At 57.6% G+C, this 18,377-nt stretch carries 20 protein-coding genes; 16 read left to right on the forward strand and 4 right to left on the reverse strand.

The window, feature by feature from the left end:
* Positions 1-7 precede the first annotated feature (7 nt).
* The 4 genes from ilvD (at position 8) to panD (ending at position 3,840) form a co-directional block, all read left to right on the forward strand.
* The gene (ilvD, locus tag KORM41_RS11170; RefSeq protein ID WP_068147657.1) at positions 8-1,858 is read left to right on the forward strand and encodes a dihydroxy-acid dehydratase; all 1,851 of its coding nucleotides are present in this window, start codon (positions 8-10) and stop codon (positions 1,856-1,858) included.
* A gap of 8 nt (positions 1,859-1,866) precedes the next feature.
* Entirely contained in the window at positions 1,867-2,310 is a 444-nt protein-coding gene (locus KORM41_RS11175; RefSeq protein WP_156431952.1) for an acetyltransferase, read from the forward strand.
* A gap of 99 nt (positions 2,311-2,409) precedes the next feature.
* Positions 2,410-3,249: a hypothetical protein gene (locus KORM41_RS11180; protein WP_068147663.1), complete on the forward strand. Its 840-nt coding sequence runs from the start codon at positions 2,410-2,412 to the stop codon at positions 3,247-3,249.
* Positions 3,250-3,378: 129 nt separating this feature from the next.
* Complete coding sequence (gene panD, locus KORM41_RS11185) at positions 3,379-3,840, forward strand: aspartate 1-decarboxylase (RefSeq protein ID WP_269448972.1); 462 nt, start codon at positions 3,379-3,381, stop codon at positions 3,838-3,840.
* Positions 3,841-3,846: 6 nt separating this feature from the next.
* On the opposite strand, the gene KORM41_RS11190 is transcribed toward panD, so the two are convergent.
* The 4 genes from KORM41_RS11190 to KORM41_RS11205 form a co-directional block, all read right to left on the reverse strand.
* Positions 3,847-5,436, reverse strand: a complete 1,590-nt coding sequence (locus KORM41_RS11190) for an ABC-F family ATP-binding cassette domain-containing protein (protein WP_068147666.1) — start codon at positions 5,434-5,436, stop codon at positions 3,847-3,849.
* 140 nt (positions 5,437-5,576) lie between these two features.
* A complete protein-coding gene (xth, locus tag KORM41_RS11195; RefSeq protein WP_068147668.1) occupies positions 5,577-6,362 on the reverse strand; it encodes an exodeoxyribonuclease III in 786 nt (261 codons plus the stop codon).
* Positions 6,363-6,373: 11 nt separating this feature from the next.
* Complete coding sequence (gene erpA, locus KORM41_RS11200; protein ID WP_068147672.1) at positions 6,374-6,715, reverse strand: iron-sulfur cluster insertion protein ErpA; 342 nt, start codon at positions 6,713-6,715, stop codon at positions 6,374-6,376.
* Positions 6,716-6,826: 111 nt separating this feature from the next.
* Entirely contained in the window at positions 6,827-7,366 is a 540-nt protein-coding gene (locus KORM41_RS11205; RefSeq protein ID WP_068147676.1) for a PAS domain-containing protein, read from the reverse strand.
* Between the two features lie 228 nt (positions 7,367-7,594).
* Between KORM41_RS11205 and KORM41_RS11210 the strand changes: the two genes are divergently transcribed.
* From KORM41_RS11210 to surE, 12 genes are all read left to right on the forward strand, one after another.
* Positions 7,595-8,806, forward strand: coding sequence for a deoxyguanosinetriphosphate triphosphohydrolase (locus KORM41_RS11210; RefSeq protein WP_068147679.1), 1,212 nt, complete (start codon positions 7,595-7,597; stop codon positions 8,804-8,806).
* On the forward strand, positions 8,803-10,554 hold the full coding sequence (gene argS / locus KORM41_RS11215; RefSeq protein ID WP_068147683.1) for an arginine--tRNA ligase: 1,752 nt from the start codon (positions 8,803-8,805) through the stop codon (positions 10,552-10,554). Before KORM41_RS11210 ends, argS begins: the two co-directional genes overlap by 4 nt.
* A complete protein-coding gene (locus tag KORM41_RS11220; RefSeq protein ID WP_068147686.1) occupies positions 10,555-11,337 on the forward strand; it encodes an SPOR domain-containing protein in 783 nt (260 codons plus the stop codon). It begins immediately after the preceding gene.
* A gap of 12 nt (positions 11,338-11,349) precedes the next feature.
* Positions 11,350-12,357, forward strand: coding sequence for a beta-N-acetylhexosaminidase (gene nagZ, locus KORM41_RS11225; protein ID WP_068147689.1), 1,008 nt, complete (start codon positions 11,350-11,352; stop codon positions 12,355-12,357).
* 18 nt (positions 12,358-12,375) lie between these two features.
* Positions 12,376-13,026, forward strand: a complete 651-nt coding sequence (locus tag KORM41_RS11230; protein ID WP_068147690.1) for a site-2 protease family protein — start codon at positions 12,376-12,378, stop codon at positions 13,024-13,026.
* Positions 13,027-13,043: 17 nt separating this feature from the next.
* Positions 13,044-13,880, forward strand: coding sequence for a segregation and condensation protein A (locus tag KORM41_RS11235; RefSeq protein ID WP_068147694.1), 837 nt, complete (start codon positions 13,044-13,046; stop codon positions 13,878-13,880).
* A 41-nt stretch (positions 13,881-13,921) separates the two neighbouring features.
* The gene (gene scpB, locus KORM41_RS11240) at positions 13,922-14,686 is read left to right on the forward strand and encodes an SMC-Scp complex subunit ScpB (protein ID WP_082719867.1); all 765 of its coding nucleotides are present in this window, start codon (positions 13,922-13,924) and stop codon (positions 14,684-14,686) included.
* A gap of 77 nt (positions 14,687-14,763) precedes the next feature.
* On the forward strand, positions 14,764-14,991 hold the full coding sequence (locus KORM41_RS11245) for a twin-arginine translocase TatA/TatE family subunit (protein ID WP_068147697.1): 228 nt from the start codon (positions 14,764-14,766) through the stop codon (positions 14,989-14,991).
* A gap of 48 nt (positions 14,992-15,039) precedes the next feature.
* Positions 15,040-15,393, forward strand: coding sequence for a Sec-independent protein translocase protein TatB (tatB, locus tag KORM41_RS11250; RefSeq protein WP_068147699.1), 354 nt, complete (start codon positions 15,040-15,042; stop codon positions 15,391-15,393).
* Positions 15,390-16,238: a twin-arginine translocase subunit TatC gene (gene tatC, locus KORM41_RS11255; RefSeq protein WP_068147702.1), complete on the forward strand. Its 849-nt coding sequence runs from the start codon at positions 15,390-15,392 to the stop codon at positions 16,236-16,238. Before tatB ends, tatC begins: the two co-directional genes overlap by 4 nt.
* A gap of 45 nt (positions 16,239-16,283) precedes the next feature.
* Positions 16,284-17,561 carry a serine--tRNA ligase gene (gene serS / locus KORM41_RS11260; protein ID WP_068147706.1) on the forward strand — a complete coding sequence of 426 codons (1,278 nt, stop codon included), beginning with the start codon at positions 16,284-16,286 and terminating at the stop codon, positions 17,559-17,561.
* Between the two features lie 3 nt (positions 17,562-17,564).
* The gene (gene surE, locus KORM41_RS11265; protein ID WP_068147709.1) at positions 17,565-18,347 is read left to right on the forward strand and encodes a 5'/3'-nucleotidase SurE; all 783 of its coding nucleotides are present in this window, start codon (positions 17,565-17,567) and stop codon (positions 18,345-18,347) included.
* Positions 18,348-18,377 lie beyond the last annotated feature (30 nt).

The raw sequence follows: 18,377 nt of genomic DNA on the forward strand, positions 1-18,377 counted from the left end.
GAGCCTGATGGCCCAGTATCGTTCCCGCACATCAACCCATGGCCGCAACATGGCGGGCGCCCGCGCATTGTGGCGCGCAACCGGCATGAAGGATGACGACTTCAAGAAGCCGATCATCGCCGTGGTCAACAGCTTCACGCAGTTCGTGCCGGGGCACGTGCACCTGAAGGACCTGGGGCAGATGGTAGCGCGCGAGATCGAGGCCGCAGGCGGGGTGGCCAAGGAATTCAACACCATTGCTGTGGACGACGGCATCGCCATGGGCCATGACGGCATGCTCTATAGCCTGCCAAGCCGCGAGATTATCGCCGACAGCGTGGAATATATGGCCAATGCCCACTGTGCCGATGCGCTGGTATGTATCTCCAACTGTGACAAGATCACGCCGGGCATGCTGATGGCGGCTCTCCGGCTCAATATCCCGGCTGTATTCGTATCCGGCGGCCCGATGGAAGCGGGCGAGGCGGACTATGGTGGGGAAACCCACAAGTTGGACCTGGTGGATGCCATGGTTCAGGCAGCTGACCCCAATGTGTCGGATGAGCAGGTGGCCGCGGTCGAACGATCCGCCTGTCCGACATGTGGCTCCTGCTCAGGCATGTTCACTGCGAACAGCATGAACTGCCTGACAGAAGCCTTGGGGCTCAGCCTGCCGGGGAACGGCACGACGCTGGCGACCCACGCAGACCGGAAGGAACTGTTCCTGACGGCGGCCCGGCTGATTGTGGATATTTCCAAGCGCTACTATGGGGGCGGGGACGAAAGCGTGCTGCCGCGTAATGTCGCCAACTTCGGGGCGTTTGAAAACGCCATGGCGCTTGATATCGCCATGGGTGGGTCCACCAACACGGTGCTGCATATCCTGGCCGCCGCACAAGAGGCTGAACTTGATTTCACCATGGAAGATATCGACCGGCTTTCGCGGAAGGTGCCGAACCTATGCAAGGTCGCACCGGCGACCAATAAATATCACATTCAGGATGTGCACCGCGCAGGCGGGATTTTCAGCATCCTCGGGGAACTCGGGCGTGCCGGGCTGATCAACACCGATTGCACCACAGTGCACACCGCCACCATGGGCGAGGCGCTGGCCCGCTATGACGTGCGCGTCTCGAACGACGGCGACCTGCATCATTTCTTCAAGGCAGCCCCGGGCGGCGTGCCAACACAAGTGGCTTTCAGCCAGTCCAACCGGTATGACGCGCTGGACCTGGACCGTGAAGGCGGCTGTATCCGGGCGAAAGAGCACGCTTACAGCCAGGATGGCGGGCTTGCGGTGCTGTACGGCAATATTGCCGAGGAAGGCTGCATTGTTAAGACAGCAGGCGTGGACGAAAGCATCCTCAAATTCACCGGTCGCGCGCGTATTTTCGAAAGCCAGGATGCGTCTGTTGAAGCCATCCTCGCGGGCGAGGTGGTCAAGGGGGATGTGGTGATCATTCGCTATGAAGGCCCGCGTGGTGGTCCGGGGATGCAGGAAATGCTCTATCCCACCAGTTACCTCAAGTCCATGGGGCTCGGTAAAGACTGCGCGCTCTTGACCGACGGGCGCTTCTCGGGCGGCACATCGGGCCTCTCTATCGGGCACGCAAGCCCTGAAGCCGCGGAAGGTGGCGCCATTGGCCTCGTGGAAGAGGGCGATACAATCGAGATCGATATCCCGAACCGGTCGATCAATGTGATGGTATCTGACGAGGAGCTCGCCACCCGCCGCAAAGCCATGGATGCGAAAGGCGCGGATGCCTGGAAGCCGGCCAAGCCGCGCGCGCGGAAAGTTTCAAAAGCCCTGAAGGCCTATGCAGCGATGGCGACATCTGCTAGCAAGGGCGCCGTTCGGGATGTATCTGCTTTTGAATAGGACTTATTATGACTTTCCGTCAGGCGCGGGCAGAAGATCACACCCGCCTTTTTGACATTTGGCACGCGGCCGTCGTTGCCACGCACCATTTCCTGAGCAAGACCGACCTGGCAGAGATCGCCGATGTGGTGAAGAACCAGTATCTGCCAAACGCCGACTTTACCGTGTTTGTGGACGCGGCAGACCAGCCGCAGGGCTTCATGGGCTGCACCGATAATAACATCGACGCGCTTTTTGTTGACCCCGCGGCACACGGGCAGGGCATTGGCAAGCAATTCATTGCAAGGGTCAAGGAGCAGTTCGAAACAGTCACCGTTCAGGTGAATGAACAGCAGCCTCAGGCTCATGCATTCTACAAGGCGTGCGGCTTCAAGGATGTCCGCCGTGATCCCGTGGACGATGCAGGCCGCCCATTCCCTATCGTTCATCTGGAGTGGCGGCGAGAAGCCTGATTTTTCTATGGGGCCTTAGGTCATCATTTAAAAAGACAGTTGCTGTTTCGCCGTCACAGGTTAATGTTTCCATAACTATTTCATATGTTGGGGGACACCATGACCAAATTACCGATTATCCAGATCGTTAGCCACGCGCTCAAGATGCCGCTTTCTGCACCTGCGCCCTATTTGAAAGCAATCGGCCTGCTTGTAGGCGTTGTTGCGCTTTTCATTGGCGCTCTCATTTTTGTGGTTGATGCATCGTTGTTGCAGGCCTTCCAGGAAATCGCGCAGCAGGGGACAGGCGACCCGAATGCGATGGCTGAGCATATCGGGGCGATGGGGTCCCTGTTCTTGATTGCCTTGATTTTTGGCATCCTGATGCTTTTGGCGACATCGCATCTTTTCAATGTCGGCGTTCGCGTTGGTGCTTACGGCAAGGAAGGGGCCCGTTTCGGCTCATTCGGGGAAGCCATGGGCGCTGCTGGCGTGAACAGCCTCAAGTTCTTCTTTATCGGCATTCTTCTGGTGATTGTCAGCATCGTTATCATTATGGTCTTCGCGGCGCTGGGTCTTGGCCCAAGTTTCGCGGAACAGGCAGCGGCAGGCGCGGATTTGGCGGAATCGACGCGTGCCACATTGATGAACAATATCATCGTGGTGATTGTCAGCTGTGTTGTTTATTCGCTGTTCTCCGCGAATCTTACACAAACGGCGCTGCGCTCTGACAAGGAAGGTATGTCCCATCCGCATACGGTGGACTTCGCCATTGTCTTGGTTCTCTTATACGCCATTGTGCTGGTGCCGGTCACTCTGGCGGGCCTCGCAGGCAGCATGGTGTTGATGCAGGCGCTTAATGTCGTGCTGGGCCTTGTGGTGGCGATTGCCATCGGCACTGCGCACGGTATTCGCTACCGTATCTGCATGGCCGAAAACGAACAGAAAGTGTTCGAATAGGCTTGAGGGTTTGACCGTAAAGTTAGCGAAAGCCGGGGTTTCCCCCGGCTTTTTTGTGCCAGGAGGCTTGACCCGCGGGCGTCTGTGCGCCATATCCGCATCCTTACTGTATTTCAGAGGGTCGAGACAGTGACACAACCAAGCCTTGATGGCGCGCTGCGCCAGTTCATGTACGGCAAGCTGCACCGCGTAACAGTGACCGGCGCAGACCTTGACTATGTCGGTTCCATCACCGTGGACCCTGTGTTGTTGCGGGCGTCCGGCATTCTGCCGCACACGCTTGTGGATGTGGTCAATATCACGAACGGCGAACGCATCCAGACCTATGTGATCGAAGGCACGGAAGGTTCCGGCGTCATTTGCCTGAACGGCGCTGCGGCACACCAGTTTTCAAAGGGTGATCTGGCGATCATCATGGGGTACGAGGCTGTGCCCGCGAACCAGCTGCCGGGCCGTATTTCGCGCGCGGTGCATGTGGACGCCAAAAACCGCATTGTGGCTACCGACGAATATGTCACCCCAAGCCTTGAAAGCCTTGGGAACCCGGCTGCCAATCGCGAATTCGAAAAATACGAAACAGTAGACGCCTGAGGTATCTCAGTTATCCATGAGCGAGATCTTTCTTGTTGGCTTGATGGCTTTCAGGAAAGCTTGGTCATGGCTGACCACGATGATAGCCCCATCATGGGCTAGAAGCGCAGCTTCCAGCATCTCCACCGTATCCAAGTCCAGATGGTTTGTGGGTTCATCCAAAATCAACAGCTGCGGTGGCTGACCGGCAAAAATGCAGGCTAGGCCAGCGCGTAACATCTCGCCCCCGCTTAAGGTCAAGACCCTTCGGATCGCTGCGTCAGCGCGGAAACCGAACCGGGCAAGGGCAGCGTGGATTTGATTTTGTGTCAGTGCCGGGTTCAGCCGTTCCATGTTTCGGGCGACACTTTGATCGCAATCAAGGAAGCTCATAGTCTGATCGACAAAGGCGACATGAATGTCTGCCAGTTTGATGGTGCCGCTTGTGGGCTGAAGCGAGCCGGCAATGAGGTGAAGCAGGCTGGATTTACCGCTCCCGTTTGGGCCCGTGAGGGCAAGCCGCTCCGGCCCCAAGATATCAAGCGACACGTTGTCCAGCACGGGTTCTCTGCCTTCTGGCGCCCAGGAGACATCCTGAAGTGACAGGATATGTTGGCCCGCATGCAGCCCAGAGAGTGGAAGATCAATCTTGACCGGCGTTCGTTTGTTCAGGTCTGCTGCAGCCTCATCAACTGCAGACTTCATCTTCTGTTCCAGTGCATCAGACCGGGCGCCTGATTTGCCGCCGCTGGTTTCCGCCCGTTCCTTCATGGCGTTCAGGAGCATTTTTGGCTGGCTACCTGTAGTGCGAGACTTTCGCCCCTTGGCATCGCGCCTGGCTTTCTTTTCGGCCTCTGCGGCAGATCGTTTCTGCGCCTGGGAAAGATTGGATTTCGCGGCTTCCAGCCTACGCTCGGCAAGGGCGCGCTCTTCGTCCTGCTTCACTTTATAGAAGCTATAGTTCCCGCCATAGAGGGATATGCCGTTGGCTGACAGGGCGGCAATGGCGTCCATTTGATCCAGAAGCATTCGGTCATGGCTGACGATCAGGGCAGGTCCGTGCCATGCGGCCAGGAACTCATACAGTATCTGACGGCCTTCTCTGTCCAGGTCATTGGTTGGTTCGTCCATCAGGAGAATATCGGGCTCTGACACAATTAGCCCGGCGAGACGGAGTCGCGTGCGCTGGCCGCCGGAAAGCGTACTGAGCATTCGCCATGGATCAAGATCAGGCAATCCAACGGCTGCTAGTCCCTGCTCAAGGCGTGCGGGCAGGCTCCAGTCAGCCTTCTCGGCATCCTCGAGCGAGCCTTTGCCGCTGAGCATCCGGTTGGTGATTTCCAGCTGTTCGGTCAGGCCGAGGCTATCGGCAACCGTCCGGCCGGGGCTGACATTCACTTGCTGCTGCAGAAGCGCCAGCTTCCCGCTCACGGTAATATGGCCGTGGGACGGCTGCAGCGCCCCTTTAACCAGCCGGAGCAATGTGGATTTGCCAACACCGTTCGCGCCTACAAGGCCTGTGCGACCTTTGGTGAAGCTGAGGGTCAGTTCTTTAAATAGTGGGGTGCCGTCTGGCAGCTGGTAGCCCAGCTGATCGAGCGTGATAAAATGAGACATGACATCTCCTGAAAAGGCATTGATAGGAATTATTTCAATGTTTTCAGGGTCTTGTTCATTTCTCTTCTCGCTTTGATTCAAGTCTTGGCTGCCAATCGCCGCCTTCTGGCTATGTAGGTACTCTGGCGCCGGGTTACAAGTCAAGCATCAAGCTGGACCCAGATGGGGGTGTGGTCGCTTGGCTGTTCCTTGCCGCGGGGCTGGCGGTCCACCTGGCAGTCGCGCAGGATGTCGGCAGCTTGCGGTGACAGCAGCAGGTGGTCGATGCGGATGCCGTGGTCTTTTTGCCATGCGCCGCGCTGGTAATCCCAGAAAGTATAGGCCTCACCCTTGGGCTTGATCTGCCTCAGGGCATCCAGATAGCCAAGGTTCCAAAGCGTGCGAAGCTTGGCGCGGCTTTCAGGCTGGGTAAGGGCGTCATCAACCCAGGCTGCGGGATTGTGGCAATCCTCGTCTGTCGGGATGACGTTATAGTCGCCAGCCAGCACAATCGGCATTTCACGCTCCAGCAGGTGTTCTGCGTGGGCGATCAGCCGGTCCATCCATTTGAGCTTATAGTCGAACTTGGGGCCAGGTTGCGGGTTGCCGTTCGGCAGGTAAATGGAGGCCACACGCACGCCCTTGATCGTGGCTTCAATATAGCGGGCTTGTTCGTCTTCCTTTTCCTCACCACCGTCAAGGGCAGGGAGGCCGCGCCGGATGTCCTCAATCGGGTGCTTTGAGATCAGCGCCACCCCGTTGAAGCTTTTCTGACCGTGCGTTTCGACATGCCAGCCCTTTTCTTCAATCTCTAGGCGCGGGAAATTTTCATCCACGCTCTTTATCTCCTGCAGGCAGGCCACATCGGGGCTGAATTCATCAAGCCATTCAAGCAGCCGGGGCAGGCGCGCCTTGACGCCATTGATGTTGAAGCTGGCAATTTTCATGTGGGTAAGCCCTAGATCGAGAAGGAGGAACCACAGCCGCAGGAGGCCGTGGCGTTCGGGTTCTTCACCTGGAATGAAGCGCCGACAAGGTCTTCGACAAAGTCAACTTCCGCGCCCGAGATATAAAGCAGCGACATGGGGTCAACGAGCATGGTAACGCCGTCGCGTTCCACCACGATATCATCGTCTTTCTGCTCTTCATCGAAATCAAAGCCGTACTGAAACCCGCTACAGCCGCCGCCCGAAATCGTCAGTCTGAGCTTCAGGTTCGGGTTGCCTTGCTGTTCAATCAGCGCTTTTACGCGCGCTGCGGCTTTTTCACTGAGCCCTACAGGGGGCTGACTATCGGTCATGCTGTTTCGCCATCAGGTTATGGGTCTATCTTGCCCCCATATGTAGGGACCATAGGCCCAATGGTCAATTCACGTCCGCGATATTATTGGCATCGCGGGATCGGAACGGCTTCAGGCTGGAGATTCCTGTGGCTGTTTGGTAGCAGGTTCGCTTGGCGGAAAAGTCAGCTCAAGCTTTTGTTTCTTGCTGAAATCGAAGGCCAGCATCAGCGTATCCAGAACATCTTCGTCGCCGTTGTGGGAGAAGGGCAGCACAAGGGCGGTAAAGGGAATGGTCGGGCTGTCCGCCGGCTGGAAGTTGCCACGAAAATAGACCGGTCCCTTTGCTTTTGATGCCTGTGACAGCATGTTGTGGATGATGCTTTTCACAGCGCCGTCAGGGGGCGACACAAGCCGGTCATGGTTACCCTTAAGCCGCAAGACCTCAGACACCGTCGCGCCGGTCAGCCTGTCATCGAATTTTTCCGTTCCATTGATGGAGACAATCGCAAGCTGAGGCAGGAATTTGGGAAATTTCTGGGGTCGGAACTCGCGCTTGTCAGGATATTTTCGGTTGTGCTGGATTTCGCGCCAATGGTCCAGAAGGTCCTGCTGGAACCTGGCATCAAACGCTGTCTGGCTTTCGCCAATATTGTCGGCGTTTTCAATCATCAGGATATAATAATTAAAAAAGCCTTAACCGGCAAGGAATCAGTTAACTATTTGTTAACCATTATGCAAATGCAACATTCCGGCCGGCTGAGGTTGGCAATCCGGGCAAAGCGCGGGCATTTAAATAGTAAAGAGTTGCCCTTCGTGGGGGGCGGAGATAATGTGCCCCAAACCAGCTACGCATTCAGCCCACCTGACCCTAGTTAGGCTGAGCCCAAGGAGAGAGACATGTACGATAGTTTGCCGCGCTATGAAGATACCCTGGCCCCTTATGCCTGCCGTCCTTCAGAAAGCCGTGGCCGTGTCTTCAAGGAGCCTGAAACGCCGAATCGGAGCTGCTACCAGCGTGACCGCGACCGGGTGATCCATTCTTCAAGTTTCCGCCGGTTGAAGCACAAGACTCAGGTATTCGTATACCACGAGGGCGACCATTTCCGGACGCGCCTGACACATTCGCTTGAGGTGGCGCAGATTGCACGGTCCGTCTGCCGGTCCATGCACCTGAATGAAGATCTGGGCGAGGCGCTTGCGCTTGCGCATGATCTTGGCCACCCGCCTTTCGGGCATGTTGGCGAAACCGTGCTGAACGACTGCATGAAGAATTACGACGGGTTTGACCATAACGCCCAGGCGCTCAGGCTGCTGACGCGGCTTGAGCACCGCTATGCGTCCTTTGAAGGTCTGAACCTGACCTGGGAAACCCTTGAAGGGCTTGCGAAACATAACGGCCCGCTTGTTGATGCGCCGATTGATTACAAGAATCCGCCCGCTGACCTGTCGTTCGGCTTCCGTGACTATCTGCCGGAAAATGACCTTGAGCTGCACACCTATGCGTCTGCAGAAGCGCAGATTGCGGCGCTTGCGGACGATATCGCCTACTCCTCCCACGACCTGGATGACGGCCTGCGCGCAGGCCTGTTCGAATTCGACGAACTGAAGAAGATCCCTGTGGTCGCCCAGGTTCTGGACGAAGTGAAATGGACCTATCCGAACGCGCCGAAGGATGTGATGATCCACGAGCTTGTCCGACGAATGATCAACCGGATGGTGGCGGATATGATGGTGGAAAGCGGGCGTCGCATTGAAAAGCTGGCGCCTACAACCCCGGACGATATCCGGAATGCGGGCCAGCCCACGATTGCCTTTGGCAAGGATATGGGTGAGGCGGTGAAGGAACTGAAAGCCTTCCTGTTTGAACGCATGTATCGCCACTATCTGGTTAACCGTATGGCTAGTAAGGCAAAAAGGGTGGTGACAGACCTCTTTGATCTGTATATCTCCGAACCCGAATGTTTGCCTACTGAATGGAACGAGCGTGCGCAGGGCGCAGGAACGCCGGAAACGGCCCGGGTCGTCGCCGACTTTATCGCTGGCATGACCGACCGCTTCGCCTTCCGCGAGCACGCCAAACTATTTGATTTGAACCGAGTATCACTATGAATGTTTTTACTGAGTTTCGGACCGCGATTGATGCGGTCCTGGCTGATCTTTCTGCCAAGGGCGACCTGCCGGCTGAATTGGACACATCCAATGTGGCCGTAGAACCGCCGCGCGATGCAAGCCACGGCGATATCGCCACCAACGCGGCCCTCGTGCTGTCGAAGCAGGCAGGCAAGAACCCGCGCGAGATCGCGGGCCTTCTGGCACCGGCCCTTGAAGCCCTTGATGCTGTTGAAAGCGTGGACATTGCAGGACCGGGTTTCATCAACCTGCGGATTTCCAAAAGCTTCTGGCAGGGCCAGGTAGATGAGATACTGAAGGTTGGTGTCGGCTATGGCAACAGCACAATGGGCGGCGGCGAGCGGGTGAATGTGGAATATGTGTCCGCAAACCCAACGGGGCCAATGCATGTGGGGCACGTACGCGGTGCCGTATTCGGCGATGCGCTCGCGAACCTGCTGATCAAGGCCGGCTATGATGTTACCAAGGAATATTACATCAACGATGCCGGTAGCCAGATCGACACGCTGGCGCGGTCTGCGCACCTTCGGTACCAGGAAGCCCATGGCCGCGACATCGGTGAAATCCCCGAAGGCCTATACCCCGGCGACTACCTGATCCCTGTGGGACAGATGCTGAAGGAAAAATACGGTGACCAATATCTGGATGCACCGGAAGAAGAATGGCTTGCCCAGTTCAAGGTCGACGCTTCAGGCGAGATGATGAACCTGATCCGGGAAGACTTGGCCGCACTTGGCGTGGAGCATGAGACTTTCTTCTCAGAACGCACGCTTCATGAAAGCGGCCGTATTCCCGAAGCGATCCAGGTACTTAAGGACCGCGGCCATATTTATCAGGGCGTGCTGGAGCCGCCGAAAGGCAAGAAGCCGGAAGATTGGGAAGAGCGCGAGCAAACCCTGTTCCGGGCGACCGATTTTGGCGACGATGTGGATCGTCCGCTGCAGAAATCCACAGGTGAATATACCTATTTTGCCGCCGATATTGCTTACCACCACGACAAGTATGTCCGTGGTTACAAGCAGATGATCGATATCCTGGGCGCTGACCATGGCGGCTATGTGAAGCGCATGCAGGCGGCTGTTAAGGCGCTGTCGGAAGACGGTACGCTGGATGTGCGGCTTTGCCAGATGGTGAAGCTGTACCGCGACGGTGAGCCGTTCAAGATGTCAAAGCGGTCGGGCAATTTCATCACGCTTCGCGAAGTGGTGGACGAGGTTGGCCGCGACGTGACGCGTTTCATCATGCTGACCCGCAAGAACGACGCGCATCTGGATTTCGACTTCAAGAAGGTGATGGAGCAATCAAAGGACAACCCGGTCTTTTATGTGCAGTATGCCCATGCCCGGATTTGTTCGGTGCTGGCCAAGGCGCAGGATGCTTTCCCGGGCCTTGACGCGTCTGACACCAGCCTGATGAACGCAGACCTTAGCCTGCTGGCCGACGACAGCGAGATCGCCATGATCAAGCAATGTGCCGCCTGGCCACGCATGGTTGAAAGCGCCGCTGAAGCGCATGAACCGCACCGTATTGCCTTTTTCCTGTATGATCTGGCCTCCGAATTCCATACTTTCTGGAATAAGGGGAATGACAATCCTGACTTGCGCTTTATCATAGAGGGTAACGAGGCGCTGACAAAGGCGCGGATGGCGCTGGTGCGCTCTGTGGCGTTGGTGATTGCCAGCGGCCTCGGCGTGCTGGGCGTAACGCCAATGGAGGAAATGCGGTAAATGAGCGAGAAAGATCAAGCAGGACAGGGCGCCGACAAGGACGTCCCACCATGGCTTCAACCGGTCCCTGAGGAAGAAGAAGCGGCAGGCTTCTTTGAGGGCAGGAAAACGCTGGTGATCACGGCAGTTGCCGCGCTCAGCGTGGTTGTGCTGTTCGTGCTTGTGCTTCTTTATCTTTACGATAGCTCGCCTGACGGGCCGCCACGCCGCGTGGTGGCCGAAACTACACCGATCAAGACCAAGCCGGCAGAACCGGGCGGCATGGAAGTGCCAAACCAGGACAAGCAGGTGTTTGACCAGGGCGCTGGCGCTGGCGCTGACCGCCTGGCGCTTGCAGACCAACCGGAAGAGCCGCTGAAGGAACTGCCCGCAGACCCTGAGCCTGCGGTTGAAGACGAAGCCCACGCCGAAGACGAGGCACGCATTGCAGCGGAAGCGGAGGAGCGCGCGGCGGAAGTTGCCCAGCAAGTTGAGCAAGCCGCGGCGCCAGCTGCCGTTGAGCCAGAACCCGCCGCAGAAGAGCCGGCGGTGCCCGCAGGTGCCTTTAAGGTACAGTTGGGTGCCTATGGTTCCGAAGAATCCGCCGCGACTGCGTGGCGTACCATTCGCGGCAAGCACCGTGCGGTACTTGAAGGCCTGTCCCCGGTTTACGAATCCGTCCGCACTGGCGACCGTACACTTTACCGCTTGCGGGTTGGGCCCCTTGAGAGCAGGGCCGCAGCCGATGAGGTTTGCCTGGGTCTTCGGGCACAGCAGCAGGCCTGCATTGTTGTAAATCCGTAAAAGAGTTTTTTGATGATCCCCGCAATTTTCGGCTGTGCCGGCCCGTCGCTTACTGAAGAGGAACGGGCCTTTTTTGCCAAGGTGAAGCCTGCCGGGTTCATCATCTTCAAGCGCAATGTCGAAGACCCGGACCAGCTTTCAGCCCTGATCAAGGACTTGAAGCAGACGGTTGGCCGTCACAAGGTGCCGATCCTGGTGGATCAGGAAGGGGGTCGCGTGCAGCGCCTTTCGGAACCTTATTGGCGCAAATATCCGCCGATGACGGTTTTTGGCGATATGGCCCAAAAAGACCCGACGCTAGCCGCGAGCGCCCTTCGCCTGAATACCCGCCTGATCGCCGACGACCTCAGGCGCGTGGGCATCAATGTGGACTGCCTGCCGGTTCTGGATGTGCGTCAGGGCGATGCTGATCCAATCATTGGCGATAGGGCCTTTTCAAATGACCCCGGCCTCGTAGCCGCCATGGGGCGCATTGTTGTAGACGCGCTTATGGAAGGTGGCGTACTTCCTGTGATCAAGCACCTGCCGGGCCATGGCCGCGCCAGGGCCGACAGCCATCTGGAGTTGCCGGTGGTGGATGCCAGCGTCGCGGAGATGGACGATACAGATTTCGTGCCCTTCAAGGCGATTGCGGACGCACCCTTCGGCATGACCGCCCACATCAAATATACGGATATCGATCCCAAACAGTGCGCGACACTGTCGCGTGTGGTGATCGGCCGCATTATCCGCATGAAAATGGGTTTCACCGGCCTTCTGATGTCTGATGACCTGTCGATGAAGGCGCTTGAAGGCACGTTCGAGGACCGCACGCGCGGCGCCTTTGCCGCCGGATGCGATCTTGTGCTGCACTGTAACGGCGATATGGATGAGATGCGGTCCATCGCATCAGCCTGTCATGTTGCCTCAGGAAAGCTTGAGAAACGGCTCGCCACCCTCATATCTGATGCAGACAGGGCGTCGCGCCCGGACAGGGAAGATCTGCGCCGCCGCTATGATGCCCTGATGGAAAAATTTTAGAGTAGACCTGAGGAAACCATGGATTTTCTGGCCCAAAGTATTCAGATGATTACGCTGATGGCGCTGCCGTTCCTGCTTGCTGTGACGTTGCACGAGGCAGGGCATGCGCTGGCGGCCTACAAGTTGGGTGATCCGACGGCCAAGCTGGAGGGGCGCTTGTCGCTCAATCCGGCGGTCCATATCGACCCGATCGGCACTATTGCCATTCCGCTGGTGGCTGTTTTGTTCCAGTTTCCGTTCCTGATTGGCTATGCAAAGCCTGTGATGATCCAGCCGCGCTACTTCAAGAACATGCGCCGCGATATGGTGATTGTCGCGCTGGCAGGGCCGATGGGCAACCTTATCGTGGCGATATTCTTTGCGCTGGTGCTGAAAGCAGCGATGGCCTTTGGTGTGGCTGGCGACGGCTGGCTTTTCCGGACCGCCCAGATCGGTATCTTCCTGAACTGTTTGTTCATGGTGTTTAACCTGCTGCCCATCCCGCCATTGGACGGTGCCGGAGTGGTGGAGCAGTTCTTGCCGCATGACATGGCGCAAAGCTACCGGTCTATTGCGCCTTTCGGCTTTTTCATCCTGATGGGCATCATTGTAGTGGCCAAGGAAATCATTCTTGTCCCCACTTTGGTGATAGGATCAGTGATCGCGACGATTGTCGGCGTGCCGTTTTAACGATATCGTTTGGAAACATGGAATTCGAAGAAGACACAATCGGGCCAACCCCGCACCGCCAGGTAGACCCGGCGGATCCGAACCAGCTTGTCCTGCATATGGACGGGTTCGAGGGGCCTCTTGATGTGCTTCTCACGCTCGCGCGTGCCCAGAAGGTGGACCTGACGCAAATCTCCATTCTGGAACTGGTCGAGCAGTTCCTTACCTTTGTTTCTGCCGCCAAGCGGCTCAAGCTTGAGCTTGCGGCGGACTATCTGGTGATGGCGGCTTGGCTGGCGTATCTGAAGTCCCGCCTGCTGCTGCCGAAGGAAGATGACGACGAGGAACCGTCGGCTGAAGAGCTGGCCTTCCGGCTGCAGCTTCGCCTGCAGCGGTTGGAGGCCATGCGCGAGGCTGGCGCCCGTCTGATGGCGCGCGACCGTATGGGCCGCGACGTGTTCCGCCGTGGACGCCCCGAGGGCCTGAAGCTCCTGAAGAAGGGCTCCTACGATGTCACCCTATATGAACTATTGCGCGCCTATGCCGATAACCGTCAGCGGCATTCGATCACGGAAATCCGCATCGAGCGTCGCCCGGTCTATCCGCTTGAGGACGCGATTGAGCGCCTTTCGGGCCTGATCGGCGACACATTCACCTGGGCAACGCTTTCTACTTTCCTGCCGACAGACCTGAAGGATGACCGGCTGCGGCGTTCGGCGCTGGCCAGCATGTTCGCGGCTACGCTGGAGCTGGCGAAAGCAGGCAGGGCGGACCTCAGGCAGATGGAAACCTTTGGGCCGATCTACCTGCGTCAACGCCACGATGAAGAAGGCGGACAGGCAGCGGATAGCCAGGCAAACGACAATTCAGAATAAGCCAGTACAAAGCCAGAAAAAGAACGATAAGACATTTGAAGATGCAAGAGACGGAAACAACAAAACAGGTCGCTACCGACCCAGAAGTGATCATGCAGCACCGCCGCATGGTGGAAGCGATCCTGTTCGCCAGCGAAAATCCGCTGTCGGTTGATGATATCGCTGAACGCCTGCCGGACGGTGTGGATGTGGAAGCCCATATTGAGGGGCTGACGGAAAGCTATGCGACCGCGGGGGTGAACCTTGTGCGTCTGGCGGGCAAGTTCATGTTCCGCACCGCCGAGGACCTTTCGTTCCTGCTGCGGCGTGAGGTGGACGAGCCACGCAAGCTGTCGCGTGCGGCGGTGGAAACCATGGCCATCATCGCCTATCACCAGCCGGTGACCCGGGCGGAGATCGAGGAAATCCGCGGTGTCAGCATTTCCAAAGGCACGCTTGATGTTCTGATGGAAGCAGGCTGGGTGCGCATGATGGGCCGCAAGCGGACGCCGGGGCGGCCGGTAACCTATGGCACCACCGAAGATTTCCTTGTCCATTTCGGCATCGAATCGATCAAGGATCTTCCGGGCGTACAGGAACTGAAGGCTGCAGGTTTGTTGGATAGCGTTGATGTGGCGCTTGAGAAGATGGGCGGCATGCCCAACCCGGCGAAGGCGGTTGAGGAAGCCGAAGGCCAGATTGACCTTGAGGAAGCAATCGCCGCCAAGGAACGCGCCAGCATTTCAGGTGCCGCTGCTCAGGCGATGGATGCACCTGAAGACGATGTCGCATCCCTTGACGAGGATTCAGACAACAATATGGCGTGATTGGCCTTGTGTGCTTCTGCGCACGCCATTACATAGAGACAGGGCCGGGCTGAACCGGCAAAAGGGAGTTAAAACATATGTTTCCGGGATGGTTACAAATAGCGCTTGTTGTGCTGCTGATCGTGCTTCTCTTCGGTCGCGGCAAGATTTCAGGCCTGATGGGCGATGTTGCCAAAGGCATCACCAGCTTCCGCAAGGGTCTGAAGGAAGGCCTTGATGAGCCGGAAGAAGAGCCGAAAGCCGTTGAAAATAAAAAGACCATCGACGGCGAAGTGGTGAAAAGCGAAGAGAAAGACAAGGCGTAAGCCAACCTTTCTTTACCCCTGCGCAAGCCGGGGCAGGAGCCCGTTTCCATGTTTGATATCGGTGCAATGGAGATTTTCCTTGTAGCGGTCGTCGCGCTTGTTGTCGTGGGGCCGAAGGAATTGCCGCGGCTGTTGAAGACCGTTGGCGGGCTGGTTCGCCGCATGCGTGAACTGGCGGCTGAATTCAAGGATGGCGTCGAGCAACTGGCCGCGGAAGCCGAAGAACAGACAGACCCTTTTGCGGAGCTGCGCAAGAAAGAGGGGCTGCGCCCTGGCATGAGCGCGGAAGAGATCACCAACCACATTATGCGTAACCGCGAGCGAGAAGCGGCTGAAAAGCCTGAGGGTAAGGAAAAGAATGATTCCGCCCAGCCCGAAAGCGACAAAGGTGACGCATCATGATGGGGCCGGAAGAGTTCGGCGCAGAAGCCGCAAAGCCCGACATCACGGATGAAGATGAGGTGGATGCTAGCAAGGCACCGCTTCTGGACCATCTGAACGAGCTTCGCTCCCGCCTTATCAAGGTGATGATCGGGATGGCGATTGCCTTTGGTATTGGTCTCTATTTCGCGGATGAGCTGTTCAACATCCTTGCCAAGCCCTATATGGATGCGACGCAGGCGACAGGCGAAGAACGGCGGATGATCTTCACCTCGCTCACGGAAGGCTTCTTTGTGGACCTCAAGGTGGCGCTTTATGCTGCCTTCATCTGTACCTTCCCGCTTTTGGCGTCCCAGATATGGAAATTTGTGGCCCCGGGCCTCTATAAAAACGAACGCCGGGCTTTCCTGCCTTTCCTGTTGGCGACGCCGATCCTGTTCGCACTGGGGGCAAGCCTCGCCTACTTCATGGTGATCCCCTGGGCTTGGCAGTTTCTGCTGAGTTTCGAGCAGGCAGGCGGCGGCGGCGCGATCGAGATTGCGGCTGAGGCGAAGGTCAGCGAATATCTCTCGCTGGTTATGCAGATGATCTTTGGTTTTGGCGTTGCGTTCCTTTTGCCTGTGGCCCTGACGCTGATGGGCCGCGCAGGGATCGTGACGGCAGACGGCTTGCGCGCCAAGCGCCGTTATATGATCGTAGCGACTTTTCTGGTGGCTGCCTTCCTGACGCCGCCTGACCCTGTCAGCCAGATCGCCCTTGGCATTCCCATGCTGCTCCTGTATGAGCTGTCCATCATCCTGATTAGCGCGTTTGAGAAGAAGCGCGCTGACGCCATTGATGAAGGCATCGATGACGATGAAATCTGACCTAAATTCTTAACTGACCTGAATCTTTAAACTGAGACGAGCGCAATGTTTGATCTGAAATTTATCCGCGAAAACCCTGAAGCTTTCGACAAGGCCCTTGCCCGCCGCGGCGAGGAAGCCAGAGCTGAGGAGATCATCGCGCTCGACACTTCCCGCCGTGCGGTTCAGACGGAGGCGCAGGCAGCCCAGGCGCGCCGCAATGAAGCCTCTAAACTGATCGGCAAGGCCAAAGGGCAGGGCAATGAAGCCGAAGCCCAGGCGCTGATGGAAGAGGTCAGCGGCCTTAAGACGCGTCTGTCCGAAATGGAAGAAGAAGAGCGCGCGCTGGGTGAAAAGCTGAACAACCTGCTGATGAGCCTACCGAACATGGTCTATGACGATGTGCCGGACGGCGACAGCGAAGACGATAATGAAGAGGTCCGTACCTGGGGCAAGCCAAAGCCGCTCGACTTTGACGCCAAGGAACATTTCGACCTGGGCGAAAGCCTTGGCATGATGGATTTTGAACGCGCAGCCAAACTTTCGGGCAGCCGCTTCGTGGTGCTCAAGGGTGAGCTGGCGCGGCTTGAACGCGCCCTTGGCCAGTTCATGCTGGACCTGCACACTATGGAGCACGGCTATACCGAGATGCTGACACCTGCCATGGTGCGCGGCAACGCGCTGCTGGGCACAGGCCAGCTGCCGAAATTCGGTGACGACGCGTTCCAGACCAACACGGGTCACTGGCTGATCCCAACATCTGAAGTAACGCTGACAAACCTGCATTCCGATGAAATCCTGGACGAGGAAGACCTGCCATTGCGCTTCACCGCCCACAGCCAATGCTTCCGTGCCGAAGCGGGGGCCGCAGGCCGTGATACCCGCGGCATGATCCGCCAGCACCAGTTCGAAAAGGTTGAGCTGGTGTCTGTGACGGCACCTGACCAGTCAGACGACGAGCTTGAGCGTATGCTGGGCTGTGCGGAAGAAGTGCTGAAACGCCTGCACCTGCCGTACCGCGTGGTGAAGCTGTGTACCGGCGATATCGGCTTTGGTGCCCGCCGCACCTATGACATTGAAGTATGGCTGCCAGGGCAGGGTAAATACCGCGAGATTTCCAGCTGTTCGACCTGTGGTGACTTCCAGGCGCGCCGCATGAAAATGCGCTGCCGCCCGAAAGGCGAGAAAAAGACCCAGTTCGTTCACACGCTGAACGGTTCCGGCCTTGCCGTGGGCCGCACCCTGATTGCCGTGATGGAAAACTACCAGCAGGCCAATGGCACCATCCGCGTGCCAGAGGTACTGAAGCCGTACATGCGCGGCGTCGACGTGATCGGCGGCTAAGCTATGACAGCCATCAAGCCCACCCGCATTCTGGTTTCCAACGATGACGGGATCAATGCCCCTGGGATCGAAATTCTGGAGCGTATCGCCCGCCAGTTGACGGATGATGTGTGGGTGGTGGCGCCGGAAGAAGAGCAGTCAGGCGCAGGCCATTCCCTGACGCTGACCCGCGTGCTGCGCATGCGAAAGCTTGCGGAAAAACGCTGGGCCGTTGCCGGCACGCCGACAGACTGTGTGGCCATGGCGCTTAACAAGATCATGACAGATAGCCCGCCCACGCTGATCCTTTCGGGCATCAACCGGGGCGGCAACCTGGCGGAAGACGTGACCTATTCCGGTACGGTTTCTGTCGCCATGGAAGGTACGCTCGCGGGTATTCCATCCATCGCGCTCAGCCAATGCATTCGCCCTGACCAGCGCACCAAATGGGAAACGGCGGAAAAGTTTGCGCCGCAGGTGATTGGGAGCCTCATTGAGATGGGCTGGCCGCAGGACGTGCTGATGAATGTAAATTTCCCGGCGTTTGAGCCTGAGGAAATCAAAGGCGTCAAGGTGACAGAGCAGGGCGCGCGCCAGATCATGGGCAACCACATCGAGGAACGCACTGACCCGCGTGGTTTCAAATATTACTGGTTTGGCCTTGGCCGCGAAGTCGGCCAACCGGGGCATGAGACCGACCTAAAGGCCGTGCGCGAGCAGTGGGTGTCCGTGACGCCGCTTCATCTGAACCTCACCCACCATGAAACACGCCGGTCCATGAACGAGGCCATCAGCCAGACATTCTGACGTTGGCCAGATGTCCTTTCGCCGTGCTTC

This window comes from Kordiimonas lipolytica (assembly GCF_001550065.1).

What these genes read in the sequence shown, in the direction of transcription:
- KORM41_RS11205 (WP_068147676.1), bottom strand. Translation starts at nt 7,366, where the DNA reads ATGATTGAAAACGCCGACAATATTGGCGAAAGCCAGACAGCGTTTGAT.
- KORM41_RS11220 (WP_068147686.1), top strand. Translation starts at nt 10,555, where the DNA reads ATGAGCGAGAAAGATCAAGCAGGACAGGGCGCCGACAAGGACGTCCCA.
- erpA (WP_068147672.1), bottom strand. Translation starts at nt 6,715, where the DNA reads ATGACCGATAGTCAGCCCCCTGTAGGGCTCAGTGAAAAAGCCGCAGCG.
- tatB (WP_068147699.1), top strand. Translation starts at nt 15,040, where the DNA reads ATGTTTGATATCGGTGCAATGGAGATTTTCCTTGTAGCGGTCGTCGCG.
- KORM41_RS11175 (WP_156431952.1), top strand. Translation starts at nt 1,867, where the DNA reads ATGACTTTCCGTCAGGCGCGGGCAGAAGATCACACCCGCCTTTTTGAC.
- KORM41_RS11180 (WP_068147663.1), top strand. Translation starts at nt 2,410, where the DNA reads ATGACCAAATTACCGATTATCCAGATCGTTAGCCACGCGCTCAAGATG.
- KORM41_RS11210 (WP_068147679.1), top strand. Translation starts at nt 7,595, where the DNA reads ATGTACGATAGTTTGCCGCGCTATGAAGATACCCTGGCCCCTTATGCC.
- serS (WP_068147706.1), top strand. Translation starts at nt 16,284, where the DNA reads ATGTTTGATCTGAAATTTATCCGCGAAAACCCTGAAGCTTTCGACAAG.
- ilvD (WP_068147657.1), top strand. Translation starts at nt 8, where the DNA reads ATGGCCCAGTATCGTTCCCGCACATCAACCCATGGCCGCAACATGGCG.
- scpB (WP_082719867.1), top strand. Translation starts at nt 13,922, where the DNA reads ATGCAAGAGACGGAAACAACAAAACAGGTCGCTACCGACCCAGAAGTG.
- argS (WP_068147683.1), top strand. Translation starts at nt 8,803, where the DNA reads ATGAATGTTTTTACTGAGTTTCGGACCGCGATTGATGCGGTCCTGGCT.
- tatC (WP_068147702.1), top strand. Translation starts at nt 15,390, where the DNA reads ATGATGGGGCCGGAAGAGTTCGGCGCAGAAGCCGCAAAGCCCGACATC.
- KORM41_RS11230 (WP_068147690.1), top strand. Translation starts at nt 12,376, where the DNA reads ATGGATTTTCTGGCCCAAAGTATTCAGATGATTACGCTGATGGCGCTG.
- xth (WP_068147668.1), bottom strand. Translation starts at nt 6,362, where the DNA reads ATGAAAATTGCCAGCTTCAACATCAATGGCGTCAAGGCGCGCCTGCCC.
- surE (WP_068147709.1), top strand. Translation starts at nt 17,565, where the DNA reads ATGACAGCCATCAAGCCCACCCGCATTCTGGTTTCCAACGATGACGGG.
- KORM41_RS11190 (WP_068147666.1), bottom strand. Translation starts at nt 5,436, where the DNA reads ATGTCTCATTTTATCACGCTCGATCAGCTGGGCTACCAGCTGCCAGAC.
- KORM41_RS11235 (WP_068147694.1), top strand. Translation starts at nt 13,044, where the DNA reads ATGGAATTCGAAGAAGACACAATCGGGCCAACCCCGCACCGCCAGGTA.
- nagZ (WP_068147689.1), top strand. Translation starts at nt 11,350, where the DNA reads ATGATCCCCGCAATTTTCGGCTGTGCCGGCCCGTCGCTTACTGAAGAG.
- KORM41_RS11245 (WP_068147697.1), top strand. Translation starts at nt 14,764, where the DNA reads ATGTTTCCGGGATGGTTACAAATAGCGCTTGTTGTGCTGCTGATCGTG.